Below are 25,740 nucleotides of genomic sequence, written 5' to 3'. Positions count from 1 at the left end.
CGGCCTCGTTGGGGCCACGGACCTTCGGGGCTGGCTGGTGCGAAATTCGCACGCCACGCGTGCCGGCGCATCACTGCAGGCAAAGGGTGTGTTTCCCGCAATTGCCACAGTTACCTACGGAAGATACTAGTCACCCACCCGCCGCTCGGCATCTCGGGACGGCAGGCCGGTGAGGCTCAGGCGGTCGGTTGTCAGTGGGGGCCGGTAGGTTGTGATCGTCCGCTCGTACGTGCGCGGGCATCGAAGCACCACGGGGGTACACGCGATGAGTTCGACCGCCGCATGGAGGGCTGCCGGGGACTATGAGCTGACACTCGATCCCTGGGCCGGGCCGGAGCCGGTGCTCCGCTGCCGGACCGCGGCGGGGCGCGAGCTGAAGAAGGTGCCGCCCGCGCTCAAGACGGACCCCTTGGCGCGGGAGTTGACCGCGCTGGCGGAATGGATCGGCGACCATGCGGTCGAGGCGCGGACGAGCGTCGAGCGGTGGATGACCCAATGCCTGCCGGTGCCCGCCGCGTTGATACGGCAGGTGTGGCCCGACCCGTACTGGCAGCGCGCTCTGCGGTACGCGGTGATCGCGCCGTACGACGGGCCGGGTGACGGGTCGGGTGACGGGTCGGCGGGCGAGCCGGACGTGCGGCGCGCCGGGGTGCTCACGGGCCTCGCGCCGCGCCCGGGCGGCAGTGCGCTCGTGGTGACGGGACTCGACGGGGAACACGAGCTGGACGACGCCGTGGCCGTGATCCCGCATCCGGTGCTCCTCGACCCGCGCGGCACCGGGCTGCTCGAACGCTGGCGGAAGCTGCTGGATCCGCTGGGCGGGGAGCAAGGGATCGAGCAACTGCACCGCGCCGTGTACGTACGGCCCGACTGCTCGCCCGCGCCCGCCCCGGGAGCGCGGAGCACCCGCGGGGGCATCACGGTCTTCTACGGGGCCTCGTACGAGTCGGGGGCCCGCTTCGAGCGCTCGGTGGCGCGGTTCGGCGGACGCGTCAGCGGGGAGCGGGCCGGATTCACCTTCGGCCACCAGGGACGCCGACACGGCATGGTGGCGGACCTGCGCTACCAGGGACCCATGGCTCCGGTGAGCCTGCACGACTTCTGGTTCAGCGACGTCCGGGGCCGGCAGGGGGCGGGGACGTACGACGTGGTGCCGAGGACCGTCTGGTCCGAGGGGATCAGAGCGATCACGGCCCTCTACGACGAGCGGGAAGCCTCTCAGGTGCGCTCCTTCGGGACCATGCCCGCCGACGGGGCCTCCGGGTACCAGTCCTTCCTCGTCGCGTGCGCGGAGTACGCCGCGGCGGGCGCTCCGGACGCCGGCCCGGCGAAGGCGCGGCAGCCTGCCGACGCACGCCGGCTCCTCGACGCGGGCGCGGTCCTCGCGGGCGACCCCGCCGGCCCCGACGAGGAACTGCTCACCGCGCGCCGCTACGGATCGCCGCTGCTGGAGGACGGCGGCCATTTCGTACGGCTGGTCGTGGCGCGGGCGGTCGGGGCACAGGACGCGGTGGCGCGGGCGCTGGGCCTGGAGCCCGACGCGGGCGAGGCCACGCCGGTCGGCCGGACACCCGTACGTCCCCTGGACTTCCTGTCCCGGATCTGCCGGGTGCACCCGGAGCTGGCACGGCAGGCGATGGGGCTGCTCGCGCCGCTGCGCACGTGCGCGAAGACGGCGGACACGAAACCGGGCCGGGCCGCGACCCAGCTTTCGACGAGCCTGGAGAAGCTGACGGCGCCTCATCCCGAGCTCCTGCCGTTCGCCCTGGACGAGGGTGCGCGGATCGTGGCCGCGGCGGGCAGCGTGGCGATGGCCAGGCCGCTCTACACCGAGGCACGCGCCGCCGAGAAGCGCCAGGGCGGCATCGACGAGAGTGCTCTGTGGGATCTCGTCTCCGAGTTCCGCGCGCTCGGCGTCGTCGACGAGAAGCTGCTCAGGCAGTACCGGGACGACCTCGCCGCGCGCTCGTCGGCGGGCGAGGCGTACGAGAGCTACCGGCGGCTCGTCCTCGAATCGTGCCGCAGGGAGAGCAGGATCCCCACCTCCTTCGTCCGGGACGGGGTCACGCACCACCGGCAGCGCGACATCCCCGCGTCCTTCGCCGTGGAGCTGGCGGAGGGGATCGGCGGCGGCCCGCTGGTCGCCGACGACACCAACACCGAGATCTTCCACCTGCTGCTGCGGGGCGGCGCACTGGCGACGGCCCAGGCGCCCGTGTGGGAAGCCTGGGCAGCGCCGCTGGAGCGGGACCTCGCGGAACACCCCGACACGGCCGGACACCTGAGGACCCACCTGCCGGAGCCCCGGGGCTCCTCGGCCGTGGCGAAGACCGCGGCCGCCGAGGCATGGCTCGCCCTGATGGCACGCCTCGGCCAGCTGGACCGGCTCACCGGAGGGGCGGAGCCGGACTCCGCCGCGTCGGCGAAGGCAGCGAACGCCTGGCTGACGCTGTTCCTCCGGCAGTACGCGGGCCTGCGCCAGCCCGTCGCCGGCCTGGAACCGGTGCTGGCGTCGATCGCGGCCCGGATGCGCGAGGCGGGCGAGACCCGCGACCCGCTGCTCGGGCTGGAGAGCAGATCGCTCGGGGGTGACTTCTGGGGCGTCGGCGTCGACCTCGAACTGCTCGTCCTGATGCGGCGGGTGGGAATGCCGCTCGCCGAACCCGGCGACGGTCAGCGCGTCTTCGCCCTGCAGTGGATACAGCGCCGGGGGACCAGCGGTGTCGAATCCGTACTCGGCGATCCCGCGTTCCGCGAGACCATCCGCACCGAACTGATCGGCGCCGTGCGGGGGAGCCACGGCTACACCGTCACACGGCACGGCCTCACGCCGTTCCCGAAGGTCACGAAGCGGGTGGCCGCGCTGGAACCGCTGCGGGAGCTGATGACCGGGATCCTCGACGAACGTGCACGGCGCGTGCGGGAGGGCGGCACGGGAGGGCTGTTCGCCCTCCAGGACCTGCTGCTCCATGTCGAGCCCTTCGTCGTCGCCGGGGCGGCGAAGCACTTCGACGCCCACGTACAGGAGGCACTGGCCGCCGATCCGGCCGCACTGCTGGCGGGCACCCTGCGCGCCCACTGCCTCAGCCACGAGCACGACGGCGGCCGGACGGACACGTGCGGACTGCGGGAGGTGACCGTCGACCACGCGCGGAAACTGCTGGAGTCGACGGACGCCGCCACCCGGCAGCGCCATGCGCAGGTGTTCGCCGTGGAACCGGCCACCCGCAGGAGCCGGTACCTCGCCTTCGACCCGCCGTCGGAGTTCGCGCAGGACCTGCTGCCCGGGATCGAGGCGGCGCTGCCGCCGACCACGGACGTATCCTGCCGATCGCAGGCCCTCGGCGTCGTACAGGGCGTGCTGTGGTGCGAGATGTGGCAGGCGACGCTCCGCCGGTTCGTGCGAGGGGGAGGATGAGTTGATGGGGACACGATTGCCGTTCGGAGACGCGTTGCGGACCGAGCTGGGAGTGCCCGAGAGCCCTCTCAGACTGGGCAGCAGCCCCCGCTCGCGGGTGTGGCGCGTCGAGTTGCCGGCGTCAACAGCGGTGGTGAAGCAGCTCGTCGGCGGTCCCGAGGCCGACGAGCGGTACGCCCGTGAGGTGGCCGCCCTGCGGCTCGCGGCCCGATCCGGTGTGCCCGTGGTGCCGGCGTTGCTGGCCACCGACCCCGCCGAGCGGGTCCTGGTACTGGAGGATCTGGAACACCAACGCCCGGCCGGCGACTGGATCGTCGACTACGCGGCCGCGTTGGCGCGGCTGCACGCCACGGGCCGCCCGGACGACGCCGGGGTGCTTCCCCGGTGGCAGGGCCCGACCCGCGCCTGGCCGGTGCGCTGGAGGTCCCGGTCGCGTCCGGCGTGTCCGGCGAACTCGACGCCCTCGTCGACAGGCTCGGCCAGGCACCCGGACATGCCCTCCTCCACGGGGACCCCTGCCCCGGCAACGATCTCCACACGGCCTCGGGGATCAGGTTCATCGACTTCGAACAAGCGTCATTGGGCAGCGGTCTGATGGAGCTCGCCTACCTCCGCATCGGCTTTCCGACCTGCTGGTGCGTCACTTCGGCGGCGGAGCCGCTGCTGGAGCGGGCCGAGAGCGCCTACCGCGAGGAGTGGCGCACCGCGACCGGCTCGGAAGTCCAAGGCGGGCTCGCGGACGCGTGTGCCGGCTGGCTGATCCGCGGCGACGCGCTGGTCCAGCGGGCACACCGCGAAGGCACGGACCACCTGGCCCGGATTCCCCGCCGAGACTGGACGTGGGGCACCGCGACCGCCCGCCAACGGCTCGTGCACCGGCTCGGAGTCGTCGGCCGGATGACGGCCGACGACGCCTCCCTCACCGGCCTGAGCAGCCTGCACCGCCATGCGCCACCGCATGCTCGCCCGCTGGCCCACGCTCCGGCCCGTCCCCGCAGAGCGGCCTTGAGCCGCCAGGGACGTCCACGGCAGGCCACCCTGCCAGGAACCGTTCCCGCTCTGCCCACCGGCTACCGGCCCCACACTGGTTCCAGCGCCCGGCCCAGGCGCCGCGGCCACTCCTGCGCCGTGCCCCGTACCCGTGGGTGGTGCGCGCGGAAGGCCTCCCAGTCCACGGACCGCAGCGCGACCGCGTCCAGGCGCGGGGCGTCCGCGGCAGCCGTGCGGCCCGGCTCGTGGCGGAGCACCCTGCGCAGCAGCCGTGGGGACAGTCCCGTGGCCTGCGCCTCCGCGAGGAGTACGGCGTCGTAGAGGTCCTTCGCCCGCGCCCGGCCCTCCGAGGCGCAGTCGGCGTGCAGCCACAGCAGCTTCCAGGCCAGCGACAGTTCACGGCTCGCGGTGCGCACGACGGTGGGGCCGGTGCCGTCACCACGGGGTATCGCCGTCAGGACGGGCGGCTCCGGGAGCCACTCGTCGCGGGCGAAGTCCAGCCGCACCTCGCCCGGGGGGAGGCCTTCCGCCTCCCACGGGATGCTCAGGCGTATGCCCGGAGTGTCGTACTCCCAGTAGGTCCAGGTGCCGTCTTCCCGGGCGGCGTCCGCATCGAGGACCACCCCCGGCGCGGCCACCGGACGCTCACGCACCAGGCCGAGCAGCGTTTCGTGCGGTGGGCAGCCCTCCGGCTCGGCTTCGACGATCCAGTGCAGCCCTTCGGGCGGCACCGCGGGCCGAAGGCCCCTGGTGTCGAACTCCTCGAACTTCCAGATCTCGTACCGGTCCGCGCCGTCCGCGGCCTCCGGCCACTGCTGGACGACCTCCACCCCCTCCACGTACGGATACGGGTGCCCGGTATCGATCGGCATCAGCAGGGGCCGGGGAACGATCCAGTCGAGGTCCGCCGGCTCCCGCGCGTCGGCCCCCACCCACGCCGGCATCACCATGCTCCCGCGCAGCACCAGGTCGTCACCCAACGGCGACCCGGCGACGAGGCCGAGCAGGTGATCGAGCACCGCCCGGTGCGCGATGCGCCTCCGTTCGCCCTCCGGCTCCCCCGAGAGATCCTTCAGTACCGCCCCGCACGCGCCGTCCGCTCACCGGTGGCCCACGGTACCGGCCACCACTGACAGGACTACGGCGTGGTGCGGGCAGGGAAGGAGAAGGTGTAGCCGTGCGCGGTGAGCCAGGGCAGGTACTCCTTGAGCGCCGCGACGGTCTCGCTGCGGTCTCCGCCCCCGTCGTGGAAGAGGACGGTCGGCTGCTGGGGGAGCTTGTCCTCGACGGCGGAGATGATCGCGGGCAGGCCCGGACGGCTCCAGTCCTTGGGGTCCACGCTCCAGCCCAGCGGCCGCATCCCGCTGGCCGCGGCGATCGCCCGGCTGTCGGGGGTGAAGGCTCCGCCAGGCGCGCGGTAGTAGCCGACGGGGACACCCGGCACGGCCTTCTCGATCATGGCCTTGGCATCGAGTATCTGCTGCTGCTGGTAGGCGACGGGCTTGTGGTCCATCGTCACGTCGTGGTCGACGGAGTGGTTGCACAGCCGGTGCCCGTCGGCGGCGACCGCGCGCGCCAGGTCCGGGTGCTTCTGCACCTTCGTCCCGATCATGCAGAAGGTGGCCTTGACGTGGTTCTCCCGCAGCACCTTGAGCACCTGGGGCGTCCAGCGGGGGTCCGGTCCGTCGTCGATGGTGATCGCCACGTCGCGGCCCGCGCCCTGCGCCAGCCTGGAGATCCCCAGCGGGACCCCGGCGACGCCCTGGACGGATCCCGAGCCTCCGACGGCCGCGGAGTGGCGGCCGGGGGGCGTGACGGGGGACCGGCCCGCCGAGTCGTCCGTCGCGGCCAGGGCCGGGGTGCCGGCTGCCGCCAGGAGGCCGAGGACGGCCGCCGCCGCGGCGGATCCCGCGCGCAGACGGCGTGCGGAACTGGTGGTTTTGCCCATGGACGCGCTCTTCCTTTGCGCTCGGCCCCCCGGATCTCGCGTTGCCGATCCAGGCTAGGTCATGCCCTCCGGGCCCGTTCCTCGTCCGATCGGCCCGTTCGACGGCCCCGCCGGGGGAGTGAGGCAGGCCCTGACCCGCGTTCGCGCCCGCGCCGCGGGAGTCGGGCGGCGCGCGGTGTCCCCTCACGTGTGAGCAGTGTCACCGGTCGGCCGGTAGGCCGTCCCGGAAACGGGATCTTCGTCGCGGTCACCCGACGCCCCTCGACGGTGGCCGCTCGATCTTGAGCGTGGTGCCGCCGGGCTGGGCGTGGGGCCTCGACAGGCCGGCAGAGGTCCAGGCACAGCCGGCCTGAGACGGGATTCCGGGTACCTGCCTCGGCCGCGGCCCGTAGGCTGCGGCGATGCGCGCTGGAATCGGGTTCCTCGGCAAGCTCACGGGGCGGTACCGGTCGCTGGTCGTCGACTCGCTGCTCGCGCTGGGCTACGCCGGCGCGGGCCTGCTCCTGGGGCAGGAGCGGCCGCCCGCCGGATGGCAGGCCGTGGACGGGCTGGGGGCGGTCCTCACCGTACTGGTGGGTCTCGTCCTGCTGGCCCGCCGAATCGCGCCCGTCGGGGTGTTCGCCACCAGCAGCGCGCTGTGGATCCTGTTCATCGCCTGCGGGTACTGGCCGGTGATCAACTCGATGCCCCCGCTCCTGGGTCTGTACACGGTCGCGGCGACCCGTCACCTGCGCACGTCCCTGGTGTGCGCGGTGGTCGTGGCCGGGACGTGGGTGTACGCGGGGCTGGGCAATGCCGACAACAGCTCCATGCCGACCGTCCTCGCCCAGGCCGTCCTGTTCCCGGCCGTGGTGTTCGTCGTCGGGCGCGGCTCGGGAAGACTGGCCGAGCGGAACCGGCAGTTCGCCGAACTGACCTTCCAACTGCGCAGACAACAGGAGGAGAACGCCCGCCAGGCGCTCACGGAGGAGCGGGTGCGCATCGCGCGGGAACTACACGACGTGGTCGCGCACCACATGTCCGTCATCTCGCTCCAGGCGGGCATGGCCTCGTACGTGTTCCCCACGAACCCGGCGGTGAGCCGGCAGGCCCTGGACACCATCGCCCGTACCAGCAGAGAGGCGCTGGAGGAGATGCGCCGCATGCTCGTACTGCTCCGCGTCGGCCAGGAAGGGCCACCGGAAGGGCAGGTGGATCCGGCCGACGCCCACGCCGACTCCGACTGCGACGCCGATGCCGATGCCGATGCCGACGACGGGCCGGAGGACGACGGTGCCTACGCTCCCGCCCCCGGGCTGGACCTGCTGGACCGGCTGGTCGAGCGGGTGCGGGGCGCGGGGGTCCAAGCCACGATGGAGGTCATCGGTTCCCCCACGCCACTCCCGCAGGGCATGGCGCTGTGCGTCTTCCGCGTGATCCAAGAGGCACTGACCAACGTGCTCAAGCACGCGGGGCCGACCAGGGCGGCCGTCACCATCCGCTACGAGAGCCGCGCCCTCGTGGTGTCGGTCACCGACGAGGGAAGCGGCAACTCGGTGCCGGACAAGGTGATCACACCTGGTCACGGATTGATCGGGATGAGGGAACGCGCGAAGATCTACGGCGGGACGGTCACCGCCGGCCCCCGCGCCCTCGGCGGCTTCGAGGTCCGACTCGTCCTTCCGTCACCCACCGACGGCGACCGCCCGGACCCCCTCCCCACCCCCGGCCTCGGGGACGTACGTTCCCGATGAGGAACGCCGCGGTCGCCGGGGTCCCGAGGTGCCGTCGGCGTACGGGCCACCCCGACGAACCGAGAGCTACCGGAGCAGGGCGAAGGTGCCGGCTGCGACCGCCCCGCCCACCGCGGCGCCCACCAGCACTTGGCCAGGGGTGTGGTCCTTCAGCTCCACCCGTGACCAGCCGACGACGGCGACCACCGGGCAGGCGAGGAGCACCCACGGCCCGTACGCCAGAGCGAGCATGGCCACGCTTCCGGAGGACACGGCGGCGTGCACGCTGATCTTCCAGACGGGGGTCACGGCGAGCAGCGCGCCCAGGGTGCTCAGCATGGCCGCGATCAGCGCGATCATCGTCTGGGGGGCGCCGAAGGCCCACAGCAACGCGGTGCCGGTGGCGACCGACGCGATGATGAAGGCCATCACGACGATCCGCTGCTGCCTCTGGCCGACGTGCCGGTCGGCCCAGCGGCCGCGGCGAATGCCGTACTTGATGAAGGCCAGCGGAATGACCGCGGCGAACAGGCAGCCGCCGAGCCCCCATCCGATCCCGGCGAAGCGGCTGGTGTGCCATCCGATGAGGAGCGTGTCGGCGATGATCCAGGTCTTGGGATCGAGCCCGTCGGTGATCAGACGTGCGGCCCGGGACGCACCGGGCCGGGCGGCAGTGGCCCGCGCGCGGCTCAGCCCGGCCGGCTGTCGGCCCGTCAAGGGCCGGGGGACCGGAACATGACGGTTCCGTACGAGTACCGCCCCGGTTCGGTCAGGGCCAGGCTGCCGGCGCTGTAGTCGACGGCGACCCCGCCCGTCGACAGGGCCGTGTCGGGTGCCTTCACGGTGCTGATCCGGGTCCTGGCGAAGGCGACGATCTGAGGCAGTGCCGAGCTGCTGCTCATGGAGTCGCCCGCGACGACGTAGGCCGTGGATCCGTCGAAGGCGATGTCGTAACGGTCGGTGCGACCGAGGCGTCTGCTCCGGTTCAGCTGGACCGGGCCGGCGCCGGAGGCGAACGGGACGACCCGGGCCAGGCGGCCCTCACGGGTGAACGTCATGGGCTCCGGACCCTTCGTCTTGTCGAGGCCCGGGGGCGTGAGGATCACACCGGCGCGACGGCCTGCGGCGGCACCGCCGCTCCGCGGTGGCGGTACGGGACCGCGGACTTCGGCGGGGTGCGGCTGCGAGTGGTGCGCCATGCGGTGGTGTTCTTCTTTCGCTCTGCTGGGTGGTGTGGTCGGACTCGTGCCGACTCGTGCGCACTCGTGCCGCGCGACCGCCGGAGCCGGCGCTCGCCTACGAGGAGTGTGTCAGTGCCTGGGAGATGATCCAGACGGCCCAGGCGATGGGGATGAGGGTCACGTAGGCCTGGGGCCGACGGAGCACCGCCGGGCCCGTGTCGAGGTGGGTGCGTCCCGGGGCGGGCGTCGACGGGGGAAGTTTGCTGAACTTCCGGTAGGCCAGCAGGTTCCATACGAGCGTGAACGGGTTGAAGATCACGAGGGAGAGCGGGCCCCACCATCCCAGGCACAGGGTCCTGGTGGTCATCTGCCGGACGACCGCTATGCCGCAGGCGCGGCAGAACGGTCCGTTCAGGTGCTCGAACTTCATCATGATGAGGATGCCCACGTGGGACCGGACCTTGAAGTCCTCGGCAGACTGCCCGCCGCACGCGCGGCACGAGCGCGGCACCTGGGTCGGGGCCGCCGGGGCTCCGTAACCGCCCGGCGCGGGCGCCTGGTTCCAGGGCGCCGCCGGCGTCTGGCCGTACCCTCCGGCGGCACCGTAGGGGTTGCCCGGTACGGGGCCCTGGCCGGACGCGTGGTGCTGCGGTGTTGCCATGGTGAACGGTTCTCCAGGATTGCTCGTGCGTGCCGACGCATCCCCAGGCGGAGGTGCGTCGGCACGCGCCCGGGTTCTGCTTCATGGGCGCCGTGCACATGACGGATCCCCGGGCGCTGATCTGCGGTGATGTGATCATTGTGGGGGTAGGCCGCGGGGAACGGATGAGTGCGCGTACTCAGATCGGGGCGGCCGCGTGCTCAGACTCCCGGGAGGGCGGAGCCGGTACGGCTGGCAATATGACCTCGTGGCCCTCCTACCCGAAACCCGCGACCGTGCCGCCGCCGACCGGGTACGGACCCGTCTGGCCGCATCGGGCGCCGCGTTGCTGGTCGTCGGCGCGGGGCTGGGGCTCAGGGCCGTGGCGACGGGCAGCGTGGCCAAGTACGGCGGAGATGCGCTCTACACCGTGCTCCTGCTGTGCCTTGTCGTGCTGGTGGCGCCACGGGTATCGCCCCTGAGGGCCGCCGGAAGTGCGCTGGCGGTCAGTTGCATGGTCGAGTTCCTCCAGCTCAGCTCGGTGCCGGCGGACCTCTCCCGACGCAGCACGCTCGCCCGCCTCGTGCTCGGTTCGACCTTCAACCCGCCGGACCTCTTGTGGTACTCGGTGGGCGCGGCAGCCGGATGGCTGCTCCACACCGCGATGCGGTCCCTCCGAGCGCGTCCTGCTCGGGCCCGCGCCGCGGCGCGGACCTGACCCGCCCCGCGCCGCGGGGCGGCGGGAGGGGGAGCGGGAAGCCCCGCTCCCTCCCTGCCCGGCCTTCCTGGGCCGTGGCCGTCGAGGCGTGGGCCGTAGAGCCGGCCCTCAGGCCATCTCGTCGCGGATCACGTTGCGGTGCTCCTCGTAGAGGAGCCGCGCGTCGTCGTTCGGAAGCGCCGGGGTCGTGAGGCCGCAGGCACAGGTCACCACCGTGAGGTCGGACAGAGCGCGCAGGGTGTGGCCCTCGGGGCTGGTCCGGGTGGTACCCGCCGGCCTCTCGTATCGGAGGTTGTGTGGGTAGTGGCGTGTACGGGCAGCGGCCGGGGCGATGCCGTCGCTGGTGCGTTCGAGGGTGAAGCGGTGCTCGCTCATGGGTCCAGTGTCGTCTGCCGGACGCGGGTATCGCGCGCTCGCGCGGCAGGACACGGCGAGAGTGCCACCGGCCGCGCTGCCGGGCGGCCACGAAGGCGCGCCTTCACCCGGGCCGCGCGGAGGCGGACCCTCCGTGGCCCGCCGCGCGTGTCGGGCGTGTGGTCGCCTCACCCGAGAGGGTGCGTCCTTGAAGTGCCCCCTGCCCTCTCGGAGCACCACAAGACCGTGATCCGGGAGGTCAGGCGGAGGCGAAGACCCCTTCGTGCGCGTCGTCGAGGACGAACCCGTTGTCGAACCGGACGCGGACCGTCACGCGGAGCTTCTGCTCCTGATGGGCGACCCACTCGGGTTCCAGTGCGCTGACCTGCTCTTCGAGCTGCTTCCTGGTCCCCGTGGGCATCTGGTGGCCGAAGTCGTCGAGTAGCGACTTGAGGCGTACGTACTCGCGGACCTCATGGCTCTGTTCCTCCTGCCGCGGATCGTTCACCCGCTCGACGGTGCCCTCGATGCCCGACGCCAGGGAAAGCGAGCCGGCGACGGCACCCGTGTCCGCCGCGGGGTCCTCGGCCAGAACGACCGACCCGGACAGCCTGAGGTCTGCTGCCAGTTTCACCCGCTGGCCTTGTTCGAGCGTCATGGATCCTTCATCTCTCCGGTCGGTCGGGCCGCGACCCCGTACGCGCACGGCGGCGGCCCCGGGCGATGCCATTATCCGGCCTGGCCGGCGGCGCGGAGGCGGGCGGCGGCCGCTTCGGCCTCCCGTACGACGCGGTCCGTGTCGACCTCCACCAGACGGCCGCCGAGCTTCAGCGCCCGTCCGTCCACGAACACGGCGTCGACGTTCTCGGGCCGCCCGTTGAAGACGACCTGGCCGACCCAGTCGAAGCGCGGCGCGAAGTTCAGGGCGGCCGGGTCCACGACGACGACGTCGGCCCGCTTGCCGGGGGTCAGGGAACCCACCCGGTCGGCGATGCCGAGGGCCTCGGCGCCGCCCAGCGTGGCCATCCGCAGGACGTCGTGCACCTGAGGGAAGACGCCGGCGTCCGTGGCCCGCGCGCGTTGCAGGCCGATGGCCGTCTTCATCAGCGCGTGGAAGTCCGAGCTGTCGTTGGTCCCGCCGTCCAGGCCGAGCCCGACCTTGACGCCCCGCCGTCCGAACTCGGTCAGCCGCATGATGCCGGAGGCCAACCGCATGTTGCTCAGCGGGCAGTGGGCCGCACGCACGTCGTGCTCGGCGACTGCGGCGATCTCGGCGTCGGTGAGGTGGATCGCGTGGTTGATGAGGAGCCGCGGCCCCAGCGCGCCGATGTCGGTGAGGACCCCGATGGGGTCGTCGGCGCGCTGCTCGGGGCGTTCCAGGACATGGGAGTTGAGCATGACGCCCATGTCCTGGGCGATGTCCCAGTGCGCGCGGTTGAGGTCCTGGACGGCCCGGGCCGCATGCGTGGCGACCTGGAAGGACCCGAGCGGAACCGGGTCGACGAGTTCCTTCTTCACCCTCGTGACCAGCACCCCGTCGGGCTTGGGCGGGAACATCGCGTAGGTGAACCGCACCCCGGTGCCGGCCAGGGCCCGTACGTAGCTCTCGATGAGGTCGTACGAGAAGATGTCCACCCAGTCCACCAGCGTGGTCACGCCCGACTGGACGGCGTCGAGGGCGGCGAGTCGCACGAAGCTGTGGACGGCGGAGGGCGTCAGCCGGCCGCGCTGGGGGTCGGTACACCCCTCGAACCAGCCGAACAGGTCGCGGTCGGTACACCCACCGCGGATCACCGCCTGCCAGAGGTGGGTGTGGGTGTCGACGAATCCCGGCATGGCCAGCTTGCCCGAGGCGTCCACCACCCGGGCGCCGCGCGGCGCCCGGAGGGCGGTGCCCACGGCGGTGATGGTGCCGTTCTGCATCAGGACGTCGGCGTTCTCGACGGCGCCGAGGGGGCCGTTTCCGACGGCGGGGTCCATGGTGAGCACCAGCGAGGCCCCGCGGAGCAGGACCGTCCGGTCTCCCTGGACGGGGTCGCCGACCTGGCCGTACTGGGCGATCTGGTCGACTTGGACGGGCTGTTGGGCGGGGCGGCCGCGGAGCGCGGGACCGGCCGTGACGCCGAGGACGAGCGGGGCGGCGGCGGCCAGACCGAGGCCGGTGAGCAGATCGCGCCGGCTGGGGGCCGACGGCGGTGTGGGGATCGACTGCATGGCGTGTTACCTCCCGAGGGCTCAGAACGGAAGGCCCGCCCGGGCGACGCCGTGGGGGGCGTCGAGCAGCGGCGGGAGATCACACGCAGCATGCCCAGCGAACGGCCTTTCGATAGGCGTCTGCGGAAAACATTTTCCGTTCCCGTCATGTGCCGGCCATGCCGCCGCTGACCGTACCGCCCGACGACCACTCGGTCCCCACCTCGGCCGTTGTCACTCCTGGGTGTGATGGTGGCGTGGGGGGCCGCAGAGCACTGTGGGGGCATGTTCGGTGATCTCGTGCCTCCGTACCCGCCGCGGTGCAGGCCCGATGTCGACGAGGCCCGCCGTCACGGCCTGCTCTGGGTCGTCGAGATGGGGATCCTGGGCCATCCCGATGCGCGATGGCGGGTGTGGGACGAGGTGGAGTTCGCCGGAACGGACTTTGCCCTGTTCGCCGCGCTGACCCACCCGGATGCCCGAGGAGCGGAGTTGGAGCTCCTCGCCGGCTCCTACGCGTGGAGCTGGTACCTGGACGACCTGATCGTGGAACGCTTCAAACGCTCCCGCGACTCCGCAGGCGCGCGCGTCTTCCTCGACCACCTGGGGCGAGTCGCCGCCGACCCGAGGGCGGCGGATCCCTCGAACCCGGTGGAGCGAGGGCCGGCGGATCTGATGGGCCGCACCTGCGCGGGCAGGGACACGGCCTGGCGGAAGAGGCTGACGGGGCGGCTGCCGAACGTGTTCGACGACGCGTTGTGGGAGGTCGACAACCTGGCCTTCGGTCGGATCCCCGACCTGGTGGACCACATCGGCATGCGGGGCAGAGCCGGCGGCGCCGTCTGGGCCGCGCAGCTCGTCGGACGCGCCCTCGGTCTCGACCTGCCACGGCTGTGCGCGAACAGCCGGCCATGGAGCGGCTGCACGAGGCTCGCTATCTCCAGGGCCTCAAGGACTGGCTCGCCGGCGACTACGCCTGGCACGCGCGCACCACCCGCTACCGGCCCGGGGCCTGGCGGCACAAACGCCCCCACCCCCATGTGGTGTCGGCCCGCCCCCACGGCCTGGGTACGGCAGCCGCGGACCTTCCCCGCCTGCTGCGTCAGGACCCCGGGGATCGGGTGGACACCGGCGTCCACCCGGACGAGCCCCGGAGCCGAGTGCACCGAAGTCACCAAGCGACAGGTCAGGCCCCGGTGCCGGCGAGGCGGCGCATCGTGTCCATGAGTTCGGGCGGCGGGGCGATGCTCATCATCTTGGTCTCCTCGTCGAAGACGGTGATCGTGGTCAGCCTGCCCGCCCGCCACCAGAACACCCGCGGCGAAAGGCGCCCGGGGCCGTCCTCGTAGGCGCCGAGACCGAACTGGGCGAGGTCGTTGACGGCCTCGCCCACATGGCGGTCGGCGAGCGGGTAGAAGACGAGGTTGTGCCGGTTCGGGACCGTCAGCAGAACGCCCTCAGCGGGCAGTTCGGGCCCGCCCGCGGCGCGGACCGCCTCCTCGAAGACGAGCGCCTTGCTGGCGGCGTAGACGGAATCGCCGCCGATGATGTGGAGGACGGCGCCACCGGGCCGCTCGATCGTGTCGTAACCCACCGGTTCGGCCAGCAGGTTGGCGCGTGCGGCCGCGTAGAGCACTTCGCGGTCCACCCGGGCGACGTCCTGGTCGTCCAGCAGGCGGACTTGGTCCGGGGTGTCGTACGCGATGCCCTCCAGCAGGTCGGTGGCGACGGGCCGCAGGTAGCCGAACTGGTGGGTGGCCTCCGGCGGTATGGACTCGGCGGCGGCCAGCCGCAGGTAGACGTTGCGCAGCGGGTCCGCGGCGGTGTCCGTGGCGGTGGGGGGAGTCTGGTCGGTCATGCGTGCTTCCTTCGGCAGTGGTGAGGGTGGTGGGTCGCTCACACGGGGCGTGGCCCGTCCCGCCGGGCGGCTCGGCGCTGCCGTACGGCCCCGGCGCGGTGCACCTTCGGCGAGCCCCGTACGTCCGGCCCGGGCGCGGCCCGGCCCGTGCACGGGGGCGCGGCAGGCGGGCCTGTGAGGAGCTCGCGGGGCGACCGAACGGGAGGATCGCCCTTGCGAGGTGCGTCCCTGTCTGTGGGTCAGGTCCGGGATCAACCGGACACCGGCACCGTACCAGCGCGTTGCGGACGCCCGCAGTCCGGGGGCTGGGCGCCTCCGGCTCGTGCTGATGCCACGCACGAGGCCCCGGAACAAGAGTCCCGGGGCCTGGTTGTGCACTTCGCTTGACCATCCGGTTCAACGACGGACCGGGCATTGGGTCACGCCCACGGGAAGTCGATTTCGGCGGAGGCCATTTGTGATGTTCCCACAAGTCGCAGGAACGATTTCCGGCGTAGGCGCCGCTCGTGACCTGCTTCGTGTCCTGGCAAAAATGATCACGATCGGTGGTCCGGCCGGTCAGGACATGGAGTACGGGGGAAGTGCATGCACAGTGGATACTCGGTCTTCGCCGGGACGATGGCCGACCTCACCTACCCGCAGGTGGAGGCAGCGGCAGCAGCAGGCACGTGCGTCCTGCTGCCCACGGGCGTCATCGAGCAGCACGGCCCGCATCTGCCGCTGGGCACCGACGCGTACGGCGCCTACCAGCTGTGCCGGATGGTGAAGGACGAGCTCGACCGGCAGCAGGTACCGGCGCTGATCGCCCCGCCCGTGTTCTGGGGCGTCAACCAGGTGTCCGGCGCGTTCGCCGGGACGTTCCGCACCCGCCCGGAGACAGCGGCCGCCCTGCACTTCGACATCTTGGAATCGCTCGCCACCGACGGATTCCGGCACATTTTCGTGATCAACCATCAGGGCGACATCGCGCACAATCGCATGCTCCTCGACGTCGTGACGGCCCGACACGAGGAAGGGAGCACGGGAGTCGTCCTCATCGAGCCCGACTTCATCGCCGACCGCCTGGGCGAGGCGGCGAAGTCGTCCGCTCTGGCCACGTTCGCCATGCGGCCTCTGTTCGAAGGGCTGGCACTGTCCGGCGAACTCGGTGTCCATGCCGAAGAGATCGAGAGCGCGCTGATGATGCGCTGGTTCCCCGAGCTCGTCGATTACGAGGCCATGACCGGACTCCAGCCGACCGGCCTCGGGCCGGCGGACCTGGCGGAATGGCGCAAGGGCGGCGAACACGCCCGAAGGGTGACGCCGCAGGGCTACTTCGGCGCTCCCAGCCCCCGAGACCCGTTCCTGTGGCGCTTCTACGAGCGCATGGCCCGCGCCATGGCCAACACCGTGACCGGCTCGCTCACCGCCGGAGGAAGTTGACCGGTCTCTTCGGGGTCGTTCGCGGTGGCGAGGGCGGCGGTGTAGCCGTGGGGGGCGGGGAGGTCGGTGAGGGTGTAGCCGGGGATCGTGGCGGGGGTGGGGTGGGAGCTGACGTAGGGGTGCGTGAGGCCTTGGGCGAGGCCGTGGCCGGTGGCTTTGAGGGCGGCTTCCTTGCGGGTCCAGATGCGCGCCAGGGCTTGGGGGCGTTGGGCTTCGGGGAGGTTGCGGAGTTCGGTGGTTTCCTTGGGGTGGAGGGTGTGGAGGACGTCGGTGACGGTTTGGGGGGTGGGGGTCTGTTCGATGTCGATGCCGATGGGGCGTGAGGCGAGCGCGAGGTAGGCGAGGTTGCCGCTGTGGGAGAGGTTGTAGTGGAGGGGGCTGTCGGGTGTGGTGGGGCGGCCGTGGGGTCCTCCGCAGGTGGGGCAGTCTTCGCGGGTGAGGCGGATGCGTTCCGGGGGGAGGCTGAGGTAGGCGGCGAGGATGATGCGTAGGCCGAGGTGGGCGGCGAGGTAGCGGTGCCGGTCTGCGGGCTTGACCATGCGTTCGGCGCGGGTGCGTTCGTCTGCGTCGAGGATGGTTGCCGCGTCTTTGACGGGGTGTCCGCCGAGGGTGTCGGTGGTGGTGTCCCAGGCCCAGACGACGGGGGTGCTGTCGGTGGGGGCCGGTCCGATGTGTGGTGGCTGGCCGCCGAGTTGATTCACGCGCTCGATCACCTGTCCGAGGGTAGACCAGCCGGCGGGCGTCCGGGGCGGGTGTGGTCCGGCCGGTCGTTGGTCGCGCCATCGGCGAAGGGGGTTTGGGCGTGCGGGTGATGCGGCGGTGTGTGGTGTGAGTACGGTCTGTTCATGTACTTGAGCGGAGCGGGGCACGTGCAGGGGCAGGGGCGGGGGCATGTCCTCGTGGTGGCGGGTGATGTGGCCGTGCGTCGGCGTGTTGTGCAGTTGGCGCCGAGCGCCAATGTCGCGGCGCTCGCGATGGTGCCGGGTTCGGTACTGCTGGGTAGTGACGTGCCGTGTGACACGGTCTGTTTGGACGGGGCGCGTGACCCGAATACGGTGTTGACGCGGTTGCGGGCGGCTGCCGCGACGCGTGGCCCGTTGCTGGTCTATCTCTCAGGTCGGCTGACGGTGGATCGTCGTGGCGGTGGGTTGTGTTTCGCGCTGGCCGGGACGACGGCGGGCACGGTCCGTTACAGCGCGCTGCCGTGGGAGTGGCTGGGTGCTGAGCTGCGGGGGCGTCCGGCGGGGCTCACCACGGTGGTGGTCGACCTCGTCGCGGACAAGAGCGCGTGGCCGTTGCTTCAGGAGTACGCCAGTCTGCCGGTTTCCGAGTCGGCGGAGGTGTACGGGGTGGTCTGCCCGCCGGCCTTCGCCCCGGCCGCGGCGGGCGCTGCGGTGAGCGGCTACACCCGGCATTGGATCGAGCAGCTGCGCCGCGGGCCGGGCCGGCCGGCCAATGTCCAGGTGCATGCGCTCGCGGTGTCGGCGGCGGCGTTGCCCCCGGGAACGCTCGTCCTGCCGACCGCGCGTGAGCTCGGCATGCGCCCCGGCCCGCAGCAGGAACCCGGACACCCCCCACAGGCACACGCCCCTCACCAGTCACCACACCCCGAGCAGCCGCAGCAGCCGGCAGCCGCACCGGTCTCCGTGCCGGGCTCCGCGTCGGCCCTTGTACCTGCCCCTGTACCGGACTCCGGACCGGCTTCGGGGTACGAATTGGTTCGTGGTGGGGGTGGGGATCCGCGGCCGTTCATTCATGCCTTGGCCGTGGACGGTCGTCATGAGGAGGCGGCCGAGCTTGCCCGGATGTGGGAGGAGCACGTGCTGCGGACGTGCGGGCATGCCTCAGCGGAGGCCATCGGGTGGGCAGAGATTCGTGCTGATCTGGCGCGAATGGCGAGTGATTTCCCCTCGGCGACCCGGCTGTGGATCAGTGCGGGTCAGGCCCGTCTGGCACGCCAGGGCGCCGGTGCTTTGGAGGTGCACGCCGCCGCGGCCGGCGCCCTGTACTGCTGGGCGCAGCTCAGGGACCGTGCCCTCGTACGGGAGTTCGGTCCCGACCTGGTCGCTCTCCTGCGGGTCCTGCCGCTGCCGGACCCCCGTCATCTGCGTCTGGCCGAGCGGCGGCTGGAGGCGCTGCGCATCGCTGACCGGCCCGGCGCCCTGCACCCGTAGCCCCCGGAACCGGGCGTGTTTTGTCAGTATTCGCCGAGGACATCCACTACCCGCCGTCCCCGGCCTTCTGACCGCTATGTCCCCTTTGGTCGAGGCCCCGGAGCCGGGACACCACCCCTGTCCGGGCACTCACCGCCGCCCGCACTGCCGCTTTCGTGGGGCCTTCACCCTCACCCGACTCTCACCACACCTTCACAGCTGCCCCTCATGGCTGCCATCAGGGCTGGTGAGCGAGGTGTGCGGAGGTGAATGGCGGTGGGAGGGGAGTGGATGGTCATGGGGTGTGGCGGAAGCGGCTGCGGTATTCGGTGGGGGTGGTGTTCAGTTTGCGGCGGAACGCACGGATGAGGGTGTCGGGGGTGTTGAAGCCACAGGCTGATGCGACGCGTTCCAGGGTGTCGTCGGTGGATTCGAGGTGGTTGCGCGCCGCCTCGACGCGGGCCGCTTCGATGTAGGCGGCCGGTGTCGTGCCCAGTTCGGTTTTGAAGATGCGGGTGAGTTGCCGTTCGCTGACATGGGCGTGCTCGGCGAGGTCGGTGACGGTGAGCCGGCCGGCGATGTTGCCGGTGATGTAATGGCGGATGCCGTCCATGCGCCGGGTCGTGGAAAGCGGCTCGATCGGGACGCTGAACTGGCTCTGCCCACTGGGACGCTTGAGGTACATCACCAGCTGCCGGGCGACGCGCAGCGCGATCGCCTCGCCGAAGTCCTCGGCGACCAGTGCCAGCGACAGGTCCAGGCACGCGGTGATCCCGGCTCCGGTCCACACGTCCTGGTCGCGGATGAAGATGGGGTCGGCGTCGACCTCGACGGCCGGGTGTTCGGCGGCGAGCTGCTGCGCGGTCGACCAGTGAGTGGTGGCGCGTCTGCCGTCGAGGAGCCCGGCGGCCGCCAGCAAGTGCGCCCCCACGCACACCGACGCGATGCGCCGGGACCTGCCCGCCAGCTCCTTCACCCAGTGCACCACGGTCGCATCGGTGACGGCGTGGACGCGCGACTGGCCGTCGATCTCGACGGAGCCGGGAACCATGAGGGTGTCGATGCTGCGCGCCGCGGCCTCTTCGAAGGTGAGGTCGGGCAGGATCCGCACCCCGGCGGACGTGGTGACGGCGTCCATGGTCTCGGCGGCGAGCACCACGTGGTAGCCCTGCGCGCTGCCGGTCTCCCGCTGCAGCAGGGCGAACACCTCCGGGGGGCCGGTGACGTCGAGCAGGTCGACGCCGTCGAAGAGGAGCACGACGAAGAGCCGGTTCAGGCTGCTCATAGGGATGTCCGTCCAGTCAGGGGCGAAGCCGAAGCCGAAGCCGAAGCCGAAGGTGCAGGCGGAGAGAAGCAGGGGTGGGGGTGGTGGTGGCACGACATCACGGTGATGTCGGTATCTGCAAGTTGCGTGACATTGCCGCCATGCGGACGGGGTTCGTAGCGTGGGTGGTGCGCCACCGCGTGTGGCCCGTCCCCTCTTTTCGATACACGATCCGGAACGGTGTGGCATGTCTTCGACGACCCTGCGTGAACTGAACGGCTTTGACCAGAGCCCGGCCTCCCTGGCTGCGGCGACCGTGGTCCTGATCGACTACCAGAACACCTACACCCGGGGTGTGATGGAGCTGGAGGGCTGGAAGGAGGCGCTGGACGCCGCCGTCGAGCTGCTGGCCCGGGCCCGGGAGGCGGGCGCGACCGTCGTCCACGTCGTCAACGACGGCGGCGAGGGCACCCCGTACGACATCCGGGCCGAGATCGGCCGGATCCACCCGGCCGTGGCGCCGGCCGAGGGTGAGCAGGTCGTCGTCAAGACCACCCCCAACGCCTTCCATGAGACGACCCTGGGCGAGGTAGTCGACCGTGCCGGGAACACCGACCTGGTCCTCGCCGGGTTCATGACCCACATGTGCGTGCAGTACACGGCGGCCGGCGCGTTCCTGCGGGGCAACCGGCCCACCGTGGTCGCGGACGCCTCGGCCACCCGCCCCCTGGGGGCCGCCGGTGTCGAGGTGCCGGCCATCCAGCTCCACCACGGGGCGCTCGCCACGGTCGAGGACCTGTACGGCATGGTCGTGCCGTCCGCCGCGGCCCTGGGCTGACCGACAGGCGTGAGGCCGTCAGGAAGCGTCCACGCGCCGGGGCTCAGCGTGGTCTCGGGATCGGCCGTCGGCAGCGGCGCGCCCACCTCTCCACCATCCGGCCCGCTGCCGTCCGGTCCCTTAGGGCGTGCCGGACGACATGCCCCGCCCAGCGTCCCGACCGGCGCGGGATCGGAGGCTGAGGTGTAGCCGTCCCCGGTGTTAGCGGGCGAGCAGGAGTTCCTTCAGGAGCTGTGCGGTTGCCCGGGGGAAGGCCGTGTTGCCGTTGCGGCCGCCGGGGAACTCGACGGGCTCGGTGCCCAGTCGGGGCGGCCAGTGCCCGTGCGCTGTGGTACGTGTGGACGGTGGGGCGGGTGGTGCGGCCGGTGGCCGGTCTCGTCGGGCGCCGCGTCGATGCCGAGGTGCGCCGTGATCGCGGGGAGGGCCGCCGTCAGGCCCCCGGCCGCGTAGGGGGCCTGGATGGCCGTCAGCTCGCCGGCGTGCTCGGCGCACTCCGCCTCGGGCAGCAGGCCCGGCATCACCGGCTCGTGTGCGATCAGGGTGCGCAGCAGGCCCCGGTGGTGGCGGACCGCGGCCTGCAGGCCGATCGCGGCGCCCGTGCTGAACCCGGCCATCAGGGCCGGCCCGCCGGTGACCTCGGCGAGCAGCCGGGCGACGTCGTCGGCGTGGTCGGCCATGGTGACGGGCCGGGCGGGGGAGTCGAGGGTGCTGCGCGAACGGCCGCGGCGGTCGTAGGTGACGACGGTGAACGCGTCGGCCAGCAGCGGGACGAGGCCGGCGGTGCGCTCCGCGTCGCCCTCGCCGCTCTGGGACAGGAGCAGGACCGGGCCGCTGCCCTGGCTCTGGAAGTGGAGGGTGGCGCCCGGGACGGCGAGCATACGGACGGTGGCGGCAGTCGCACCCTCATCCGGAGGCCCGCCCACGCCTCAGCCGCGCTCTCTCAGCCACCACAGGCCCGCCGCCCGTCCCACCTCCGCCACAGTGGGCTGCCGCCGCAGCCCGCCGCCCCGTACGCGCCGCGTGTCGTCAGTGGCTCGTGCCGGGCTCGGCCTGCCCGCATCGGGGATCGCGTTGACCGCCCAGTCGGCCGAAGAGCCGGTTGTCCAGGCACTGCGTCAGGTACGGCACTCCTTCGGTGCCACCCGAGCCGCGCGCACTCCCGAGCATCCGCGTCGCGAGACCGCGGTGCGTGGACTTCCACCGCTGGTGCCGCTCCTCCAGCCCGCCCAGCGCCGTGCGGAAGAGGTTCCAGTCCGTCCAGCTGAAACGAGCCCTGCGGCGAAGGTCGAGATACGCCTGCGTGACGGTGTCATGGCCCTCGTCCTGCGCCTCGGCCCGTACGGCCGCAACACTCGTGAACGCCTCCGATCCCAGACGCTCGGCGTGCGGGAGGCCGCACAGGATCTCGAACCGCTTGTACTGCTCGGACTGAATGGCACTCGCGCCCTGAGTGAACTCCCGGAACCCGTCGAAATGCTCCGGCCGCATCGTCGCCACCAGCCTGAACAGCGCCGAAGCCCGCTCGAACGAGGCGGCCGCCCGGTCCACACACATGGCCGCCGGCTCCAGACAGCCGTCGCGCAACGCCGCGATCGCCGCCCGCATGTCCTGCGCGATCGCCGTGAACACCATCTCGTGGGCCTGCAGCGCACGCATGAAGAAGTACTCGTCGTGCAGCACGTACACGGGCTGCACCGTCACCTCGAACCAGCGCCCCGCCTCCGTCGCCGCGGGCCGCGGAAGCAGCTCGGCGGCGCGCGGGCTCAGGTCCTCGACGTCCAGTCCGTCGTGGTCGTGCGCCACGAACCGCAGGGCGTGCCGCAGCCGCTTGCGCAAGGTCACCGCCCCGGGCCGGTCCCGGTCCCAGGCCGAGTCCGCCGGTTCCTGCGGTGCGGCCGCGCTCTGCATCTCGAAACGCACCACATCGGATATGAGCCAGGTCGCCAGCCGGTTCGGCCCCGGCCCGTGCCCCGGCTCGTCCGAGATGAGCTCCAGCAGCGGCAGGGAAAGGTACGACCGGTTCCAGTAACGCTCCTCGTGCTTGTCGAGCAGGCAGTCGAGAAAGGCCCGCAGAAAAGGCCGGCGGCCGGTGGCGTGCCGGCGGCGGATCTCACTCAGCTGAAGCAGGAAAGGCCGCGGCAGAAAATGCTTCCCAGCCCGCCTCACCTCCTCCGTGATCACCCGGGCCAGGTGAATCCCGTCCAGATCGCCGTCGACCTGCCCGGCGGCCGCCCACCGCTCCACTTCCTCGAAAGTCAACGGGCACGGACCGACGCTGGGCTGATCGGCACACTGGTGAGCACGGCATTCGGAATTCATCACCCATCGACTCCTCACACGCTCCGGCGGGCCCCACACGCTCCGAGTGAGGCAGGAGATTTCAGTAGGCGTGACCGAAAGCCCTCACGTCATGACTCGGACATTCGTGTCTTGACACCCCGCCCCGCACCACACCCACGGCCTCCTGCCGCCCCCGCAGCGGCCCCCGCCGAAGGGGGCGCCGAACCGGACCCGCCCCTCCGACCTGCGGGTACGTCATGGACGCGACGGCGTCCGACGGCATATGGTCCACCGGCGCTCCCACTTCGGTGAGCCACTCTTGCGTCACTCCGTCCGTACCCGTGGGGGGTCCCTCGTCATGTCCGCAACCAGCAACTTGAAGCCACGCCCGCTGCTGCCGGCCCGCACACCGCAGCCCCCGTGGTTCCTGCCGGCCGCGGTGGTGGTGGCACTGACCGCGGTCATCCTGACCGACCTGTTCTCCCTGTACGCCGGGACACAGGCCCACTCCCTGCTCGACTGGGAAGGCGGCTTCGCCTACGTCTCCATGGACGACTGGGCCGCCGCCGATGCCCGCTACCAGCGCGCCTGGACCTTCCAGGGCCAGGCCACGTTCGTCTGCGGCATCGTGTTCATCGCCTGGTTCCACCAGATGTACCGGAGCGCGGTCGCGCTCGCGCCGGACCGGCTGCGTACGGGGACCGGCTGGGCGATCGGGGCCTGGTTCCTCCCGCTGATCAACCTCTGGCGGCCCTTCCGGATCGCTCTGGACATGTGGGGCGTCTGCGTAACGGCTGCGGCTGCCGCTCCGGATCAGGCTCCGGCCCCCGGGCAGCCGGCCAAGGCGGCGAAGGCGGCCAAGGCGGCGTTCTGGCCGGTGGGCCTGTGGTGGGGGCTGTTCGTCACCTCGGGAGCGTTCAACCAGTACACCGTGTGGGCGTACGACCGCGCCGAGTGGATCCCGGACCTGCGGGACGCCGTGGTCCAGCTGATGGTGGGTGACGTCCTGGACCTCGCCGCGGCGGCCGCCGCGATCCACTTCACCGTGCGTCTGACGGCGATGTACCGGCGCCACACCCCCTGACCCACCGCGCCCGTCCGAGGCCCCGCCCCGCCGCCGCCGCTGGCGAACCGCCGCTGCGGCGGGCCGCGCGTGCCGGGGCGGGGTCAGGGTTGGCGGCCCGGTTCCTGCCCGGCGTCACCGTGGGCCCGCATCGACAGCGGTGCGATCCTGCCGAGCACCACCAGCCGGTGGCGTACGGCCATGACGGCCACCGCCGTCACGGCGATGACCACACCGCCCAGCTCCAGGATCGCGTCGTAGGCCTCCTCGGGCGGCCGCTGCGGGGTCATCGCCGAGATCGCCGCGGCCGCCCCGGCCAGGGCGATCGCTCCGAGCGTGACCAGGAACGTCAGCAGCACCCCGGAGGCCTCGCCCGCCCGCTCCAGGGCGACCACCTGCTGCGTGGCCACGCTGGAGAAGGTCCAGCCCAGCCCCAGCCCCAGCCCGCACCACGCGAATACCGGCACGTACAGCCACCAGGCGCTGACCTGAGCCAACGCGTACATCCCCGTGCCCGCCACCGCCCCGGCGAGTGCCATCACCGCGGTCGGCCGCATGTGGCGGGCCAGCCGCGCCCCGAGCGGCCCGCTGAAGGCCACCAGCAGGGCCGGGGCCAGGAACACCGTGCCCGCCAGGAGCGGCGAGAGGCCGCGTACGTCCTGCAGGTAGAGGGTGGCGAGGAAGACGGTGACGCCGTAGCCCATGTTCGAGAGCGAACCCATCCCGGTCACCAGGACGTAGGGGACGTTGCGGAACAGCCGCAGATCGATCAGCGGGTGCCGGGCCAGCCGCTCCCGCACCACGAACAGCGCGCCGGCTACCACCGCCACCGCGAAGAAGCCGAGGGTACGAGCACTCGCCCACCCCCAGGCGTCCCCGCGTTCCACGGCCAGGGTGAGCGCGGCCAGCCCGCACACGACCAGCGCGCAGCCCGCGAGATCCAGCTCGCGCGGGGCCGACGCGTCGCGCGAGTCGGGCACGTACACGAGCGCGGTGAGCAGCGAGAGCAGGCTCAGCGGCACCATCAGCCAGAAGATCCACCGCCAGCCGGGCCCCTCGGTGAACCCGCCGCCCACGAAGGGCCCGAGCGCGGTCCCGATGTTGGCGACGCCGAACACGGCCCCCAGCGCCCGGCCGCGGGACTCCTCGGGAAAGGTGTTGGTGATCACGGACACCGACACCGGGAAGACGAACGCCGCACCCACCCCCTGCGCGATCCGGGCCGCGACCAGCCAGCCCAGGCCGGGAGCCAGCGCGCAACCCACCGAACCGGCCGTGAACAGGGCGGTCCCGGCCAGCAGGGTGCCGCGCCGCCCGAAGACGTCCCCCACCCGGCCGCCGATGATGAAGAAGCAGCCGATGGCGAGCATGTACGCGGAAAGGGTCCACTGCGCGGCCGATACCGTGACGTCGAGCTCCTCCGCGATACCGGGAAGGGCGAGGTTGAGTGCGAAGAAGTCGAGCTGGATGCAGAACAGCGCGACGGCGACCGCAACGAAGGCCCCCGTCCTCCGCGCGGCCGTCGAAGACGCAGCGCGCATGAGGGCGTTCCTCTCAGCCGATGCCGTCGGCACACGGCCCACGGCCGCACGCGTGCCCTCGTCCCATTGTGGAGCGCCCCGCCACGGCCCGCAGTCCGGCCACCAGCACCACCACACCGCGGCAGCAGCGACAGGGGGGAGCCGGGGCCGCACCGAGGCCTTTGCCG

Annotated in this window: 22 protein-coding genes and 1 pseudogene; 9 read left to right on the top strand and 14 right to left on the bottom strand. The window is 72.0% G+C overall.

Annotation, left to right across the window (positions count from 1 at the left end; all coding sequences use genetic code 11):
- The first annotated feature begins 265 nt into the window (after positions 1–265).
- The gene (locus tag IF88_RS49205; RefSeq protein ID WP_078893321.1) at positions 266–3,418 is read left to right on the top strand and encodes a DUF4132 domain-containing protein; all 3,153 of its coding nucleotides are present in this window, start codon (positions 266–268) and stop codon (positions 3,416–3,418) included.
- A gap of 4 nt (positions 3,419–3,422) precedes the next feature.
- Positions 3,423–4,427: pseudogene (locus tag IF88_RS44580) on the top strand (aminoglycoside phosphotransferase family protein).
- 61 nt (positions 4,428–4,488) lie between these two features.
- Here the strand turns inward: IF88_RS44580 and IF88_RS0134455 are convergent.
- Positions 4,489–5,427, bottom strand: coding sequence for a nucleotidyl transferase AbiEii/AbiGii toxin family protein (locus IF88_RS0134455; RefSeq protein WP_234323801.1), 939 nt, complete (start codon positions 5,425–5,427; stop codon positions 4,489–4,491).
- A gap of 119 nt (positions 5,428–5,546) precedes the next feature.
- Entirely contained in the window at positions 5,547–6,356 is an 810-nt protein-coding gene (locus IF88_RS0134450) for a polysaccharide deacetylase family protein (protein WP_030721769.1), read from the bottom strand.
- A 401-nt stretch (positions 6,357–6,757) separates the two neighbouring features.
- Here IF88_RS0134450 and IF88_RS0134445 point away from each other — a divergent pair, with 401 nt between their 5' ends.
- The gene (locus IF88_RS0134445; RefSeq protein WP_051838053.1) at positions 6,758–8,089 is read left to right on the top strand and encodes a sensor histidine kinase; all 1,332 of its coding nucleotides are present in this window, start codon (positions 6,758–6,760) and stop codon (positions 8,087–8,089) included.
- A gap of 66 nt (positions 8,090–8,155) precedes the next feature.
- On the opposite strand, the gene IF88_RS0134440 is transcribed toward IF88_RS0134445, so the two are convergent.
- From IF88_RS0134440 to IF88_RS0134430, 3 genes are all read right to left on the bottom strand, one after another.
- Positions 8,156–8,785, bottom strand: a complete 630-nt coding sequence (locus IF88_RS0134440) for a hypothetical protein (protein ID WP_234323800.1) — start codon at positions 8,783–8,785, stop codon at positions 8,156–8,158.
- Complete coding sequence (locus IF88_RS0134435) at positions 8,782–9,126, bottom strand: hypothetical protein (protein WP_158754755.1); 345 nt, start codon at positions 9,124–9,126, stop codon at positions 8,782–8,784. The genes IF88_RS0134440 and IF88_RS0134435 overlap by 4 nt, the downstream gene beginning before the upstream one ends.
- A 238-nt stretch (positions 9,127–9,364) precedes the next feature.
- Positions 9,365–9,910 (bottom strand): hypothetical protein, encoded by a 546-nt coding sequence (locus IF88_RS0134430; RefSeq protein ID WP_234323799.1) that lies wholly within the window; start codon positions 9,908–9,910, stop codon positions 9,365–9,367.
- A 247-nt stretch (positions 9,911–10,157) separates the two neighbouring features.
- Here IF88_RS0134430 and IF88_RS0134425 point away from each other — a divergent pair, with 247 nt between their 5' ends.
- The gene (locus tag IF88_RS0134425; protein ID WP_030721752.1) at positions 10,158–10,607 is read left to right on the top strand and encodes a DUF2809 domain-containing protein; all 450 of its coding nucleotides are present in this window, start codon (positions 10,158–10,160) and stop codon (positions 10,605–10,607) included.
- 108 nt (positions 10,608–10,715) lie between these two features.
- Here IF88_RS0134425 and IF88_RS0134420 read toward each other — a convergent pair whose 3' ends face one another.
- The 3 genes from IF88_RS0134420 to IF88_RS0134410 form a co-directional block, all read right to left on the bottom strand.
- Positions 10,716–10,982: a hypothetical protein gene (locus tag IF88_RS0134420; protein WP_030721749.1), complete on the bottom strand. Its 267-nt coding sequence runs from the start codon at positions 10,980–10,982 to the stop codon at positions 10,716–10,718.
- A 238-nt stretch (positions 10,983–11,220) separates the two neighbouring features.
- Positions 11,221–11,619, bottom strand: coding sequence for a hypothetical protein (locus tag IF88_RS0134415; protein ID WP_030721747.1), 399 nt, complete (start codon positions 11,617–11,619; stop codon positions 11,221–11,223).
- Between the two features lie 71 nt (positions 11,620–11,690).
- Positions 11,691–13,175 (bottom strand): amidohydrolase family protein, encoded by a 1,485-nt coding sequence (locus IF88_RS0134410; RefSeq protein ID WP_030721744.1) that lies wholly within the window; start codon positions 13,173–13,175, stop codon positions 11,691–11,693.
- A 228-nt stretch (positions 13,176–13,403) separates the two neighbouring features.
- Between IF88_RS0134410 and IF88_RS49720 the strand changes: the two genes are divergently transcribed.
- Complete coding sequence (locus tag IF88_RS49720; protein WP_420711025.1) at positions 13,404–14,381, top strand: terpene synthase family protein; 978 nt, start codon at positions 13,404–13,406, stop codon at positions 14,379–14,381.
- On the opposite strand, the gene IF88_RS0134400 is transcribed toward IF88_RS49720, so the two are convergent.
- Entirely contained in the window at positions 14,341–15,012 is a 672-nt protein-coding gene (locus IF88_RS0134400) for a hypothetical protein (RefSeq protein WP_051838051.1), read from the bottom strand. The genes IF88_RS49720 and IF88_RS0134400 overlap by 41 nt on opposite strands.
- 585 nt (positions 15,013–15,597) lie before the next feature.
- On the opposite strand from IF88_RS0134400, the gene IF88_RS0134395 reads away from it, so the two are divergent.
- Positions 15,598–16,434: a creatininase family protein gene (locus tag IF88_RS0134395; RefSeq protein WP_030721735.1), complete on the top strand. Its 837-nt coding sequence runs from the start codon at positions 15,598–15,600 to the stop codon at positions 16,432–16,434.
- On the opposite strand, the gene IF88_RS0134390 is transcribed toward IF88_RS0134395, so the two are convergent.
- The gene (locus IF88_RS0134390; protein WP_063754882.1) at positions 16,368–17,147 is read right to left on the bottom strand and encodes a 4'-phosphopantetheinyl transferase family protein; all 780 of its coding nucleotides are present in this window, start codon (positions 17,145–17,147) and stop codon (positions 16,368–16,370) included. The two genes, IF88_RS0134395 and IF88_RS0134390, sit on opposite strands and share 67 nt — an antisense overlap.
- Positions 17,148–17,279: 132 nt before the next feature.
- Here IF88_RS0134390 and IF88_RS0134385 point away from each other — a divergent pair, with 132 nt between their 5' ends.
- The gene (locus IF88_RS0134385; RefSeq protein ID WP_051838069.1) at positions 17,280–18,608 is read left to right on the top strand and encodes a hypothetical protein; all 1,329 of its coding nucleotides are present in this window, start codon (positions 17,280–17,282) and stop codon (positions 18,606–18,608) included.
- A 274-nt stretch (positions 18,609–18,882) separates the two neighbouring features.
- Here the strand turns inward: IF88_RS0134385 and IF88_RS0134380 are convergent, their stop codons facing one another.
- Positions 18,883–19,872, bottom strand: coding sequence for a GlxA family transcriptional regulator (locus IF88_RS0134380; protein ID WP_030721725.1), 990 nt, complete (start codon positions 19,870–19,872; stop codon positions 18,883–18,885).
- Between the two features lie 226 nt (positions 19,873–20,098).
- On the opposite strand from IF88_RS0134380, the gene IF88_RS0134375 reads away from it, so the two are divergent.
- The gene (locus IF88_RS0134375) at positions 20,099–20,689 is read left to right on the top strand and encodes a cysteine hydrolase family protein (RefSeq protein ID WP_030721722.1); all 591 of its coding nucleotides are present in this window, start codon (positions 20,099–20,101) and stop codon (positions 20,687–20,689) included.
- Between the two features lie 224 nt (positions 20,690–20,913).
- On the opposite strand, the gene IF88_RS0134370 is transcribed toward IF88_RS0134375, so the two are convergent.
- Entirely contained in the window at positions 20,914–21,567 is a 654-nt protein-coding gene (locus IF88_RS0134370; protein WP_051838049.1) for an alpha/beta fold hydrolase, read from the bottom strand.
- 148 nt (positions 21,568–21,715) lie between these two features.
- Complete coding sequence (locus IF88_RS0134365; RefSeq protein ID WP_158754753.1) at positions 21,716–22,948, bottom strand: tryptophan 2,3-dioxygenase family protein; 1,233 nt, start codon at positions 22,946–22,948, stop codon at positions 21,716–21,718.
- Positions 22,949–23,327: 379 nt separating this feature from the next.
- Here IF88_RS0134365 and IF88_RS0134360 point away from each other — a divergent pair, with 379 nt between their 5' ends.
- Positions 23,328–24,053, top strand: coding sequence for a DUF4328 domain-containing protein (locus tag IF88_RS0134360; protein WP_051838048.1), 726 nt, complete (start codon positions 23,328–23,330; stop codon positions 24,051–24,053).
- A gap of 83 nt (positions 24,054–24,136) precedes the next feature.
- On the opposite strand, the gene IF88_RS0134355 is transcribed toward IF88_RS0134360, so the two are convergent.
- Positions 24,137–25,573 (bottom strand): MFS transporter, encoded by a 1,437-nt coding sequence (locus IF88_RS0134355; RefSeq protein ID WP_051838043.1) that lies wholly within the window; start codon positions 25,571–25,573, stop codon positions 24,137–24,139.
- Positions 25,574–25,740 lie beyond the last annotated feature (167 nt).

The sequence above is a fragment of the Streptomyces sp. NRRL F-2580 genome (assembly GCF_000720115.1).
GTDB lineage: Bacteria > Actinomycetota > Actinomycetes > Streptomycetales > Streptomycetaceae > Streptomyces.
The sequence above is the reverse complement of the archived record's forward strand: the minus strand, read 5'-3'. Positions and strand labels throughout refer to the sequence as shown.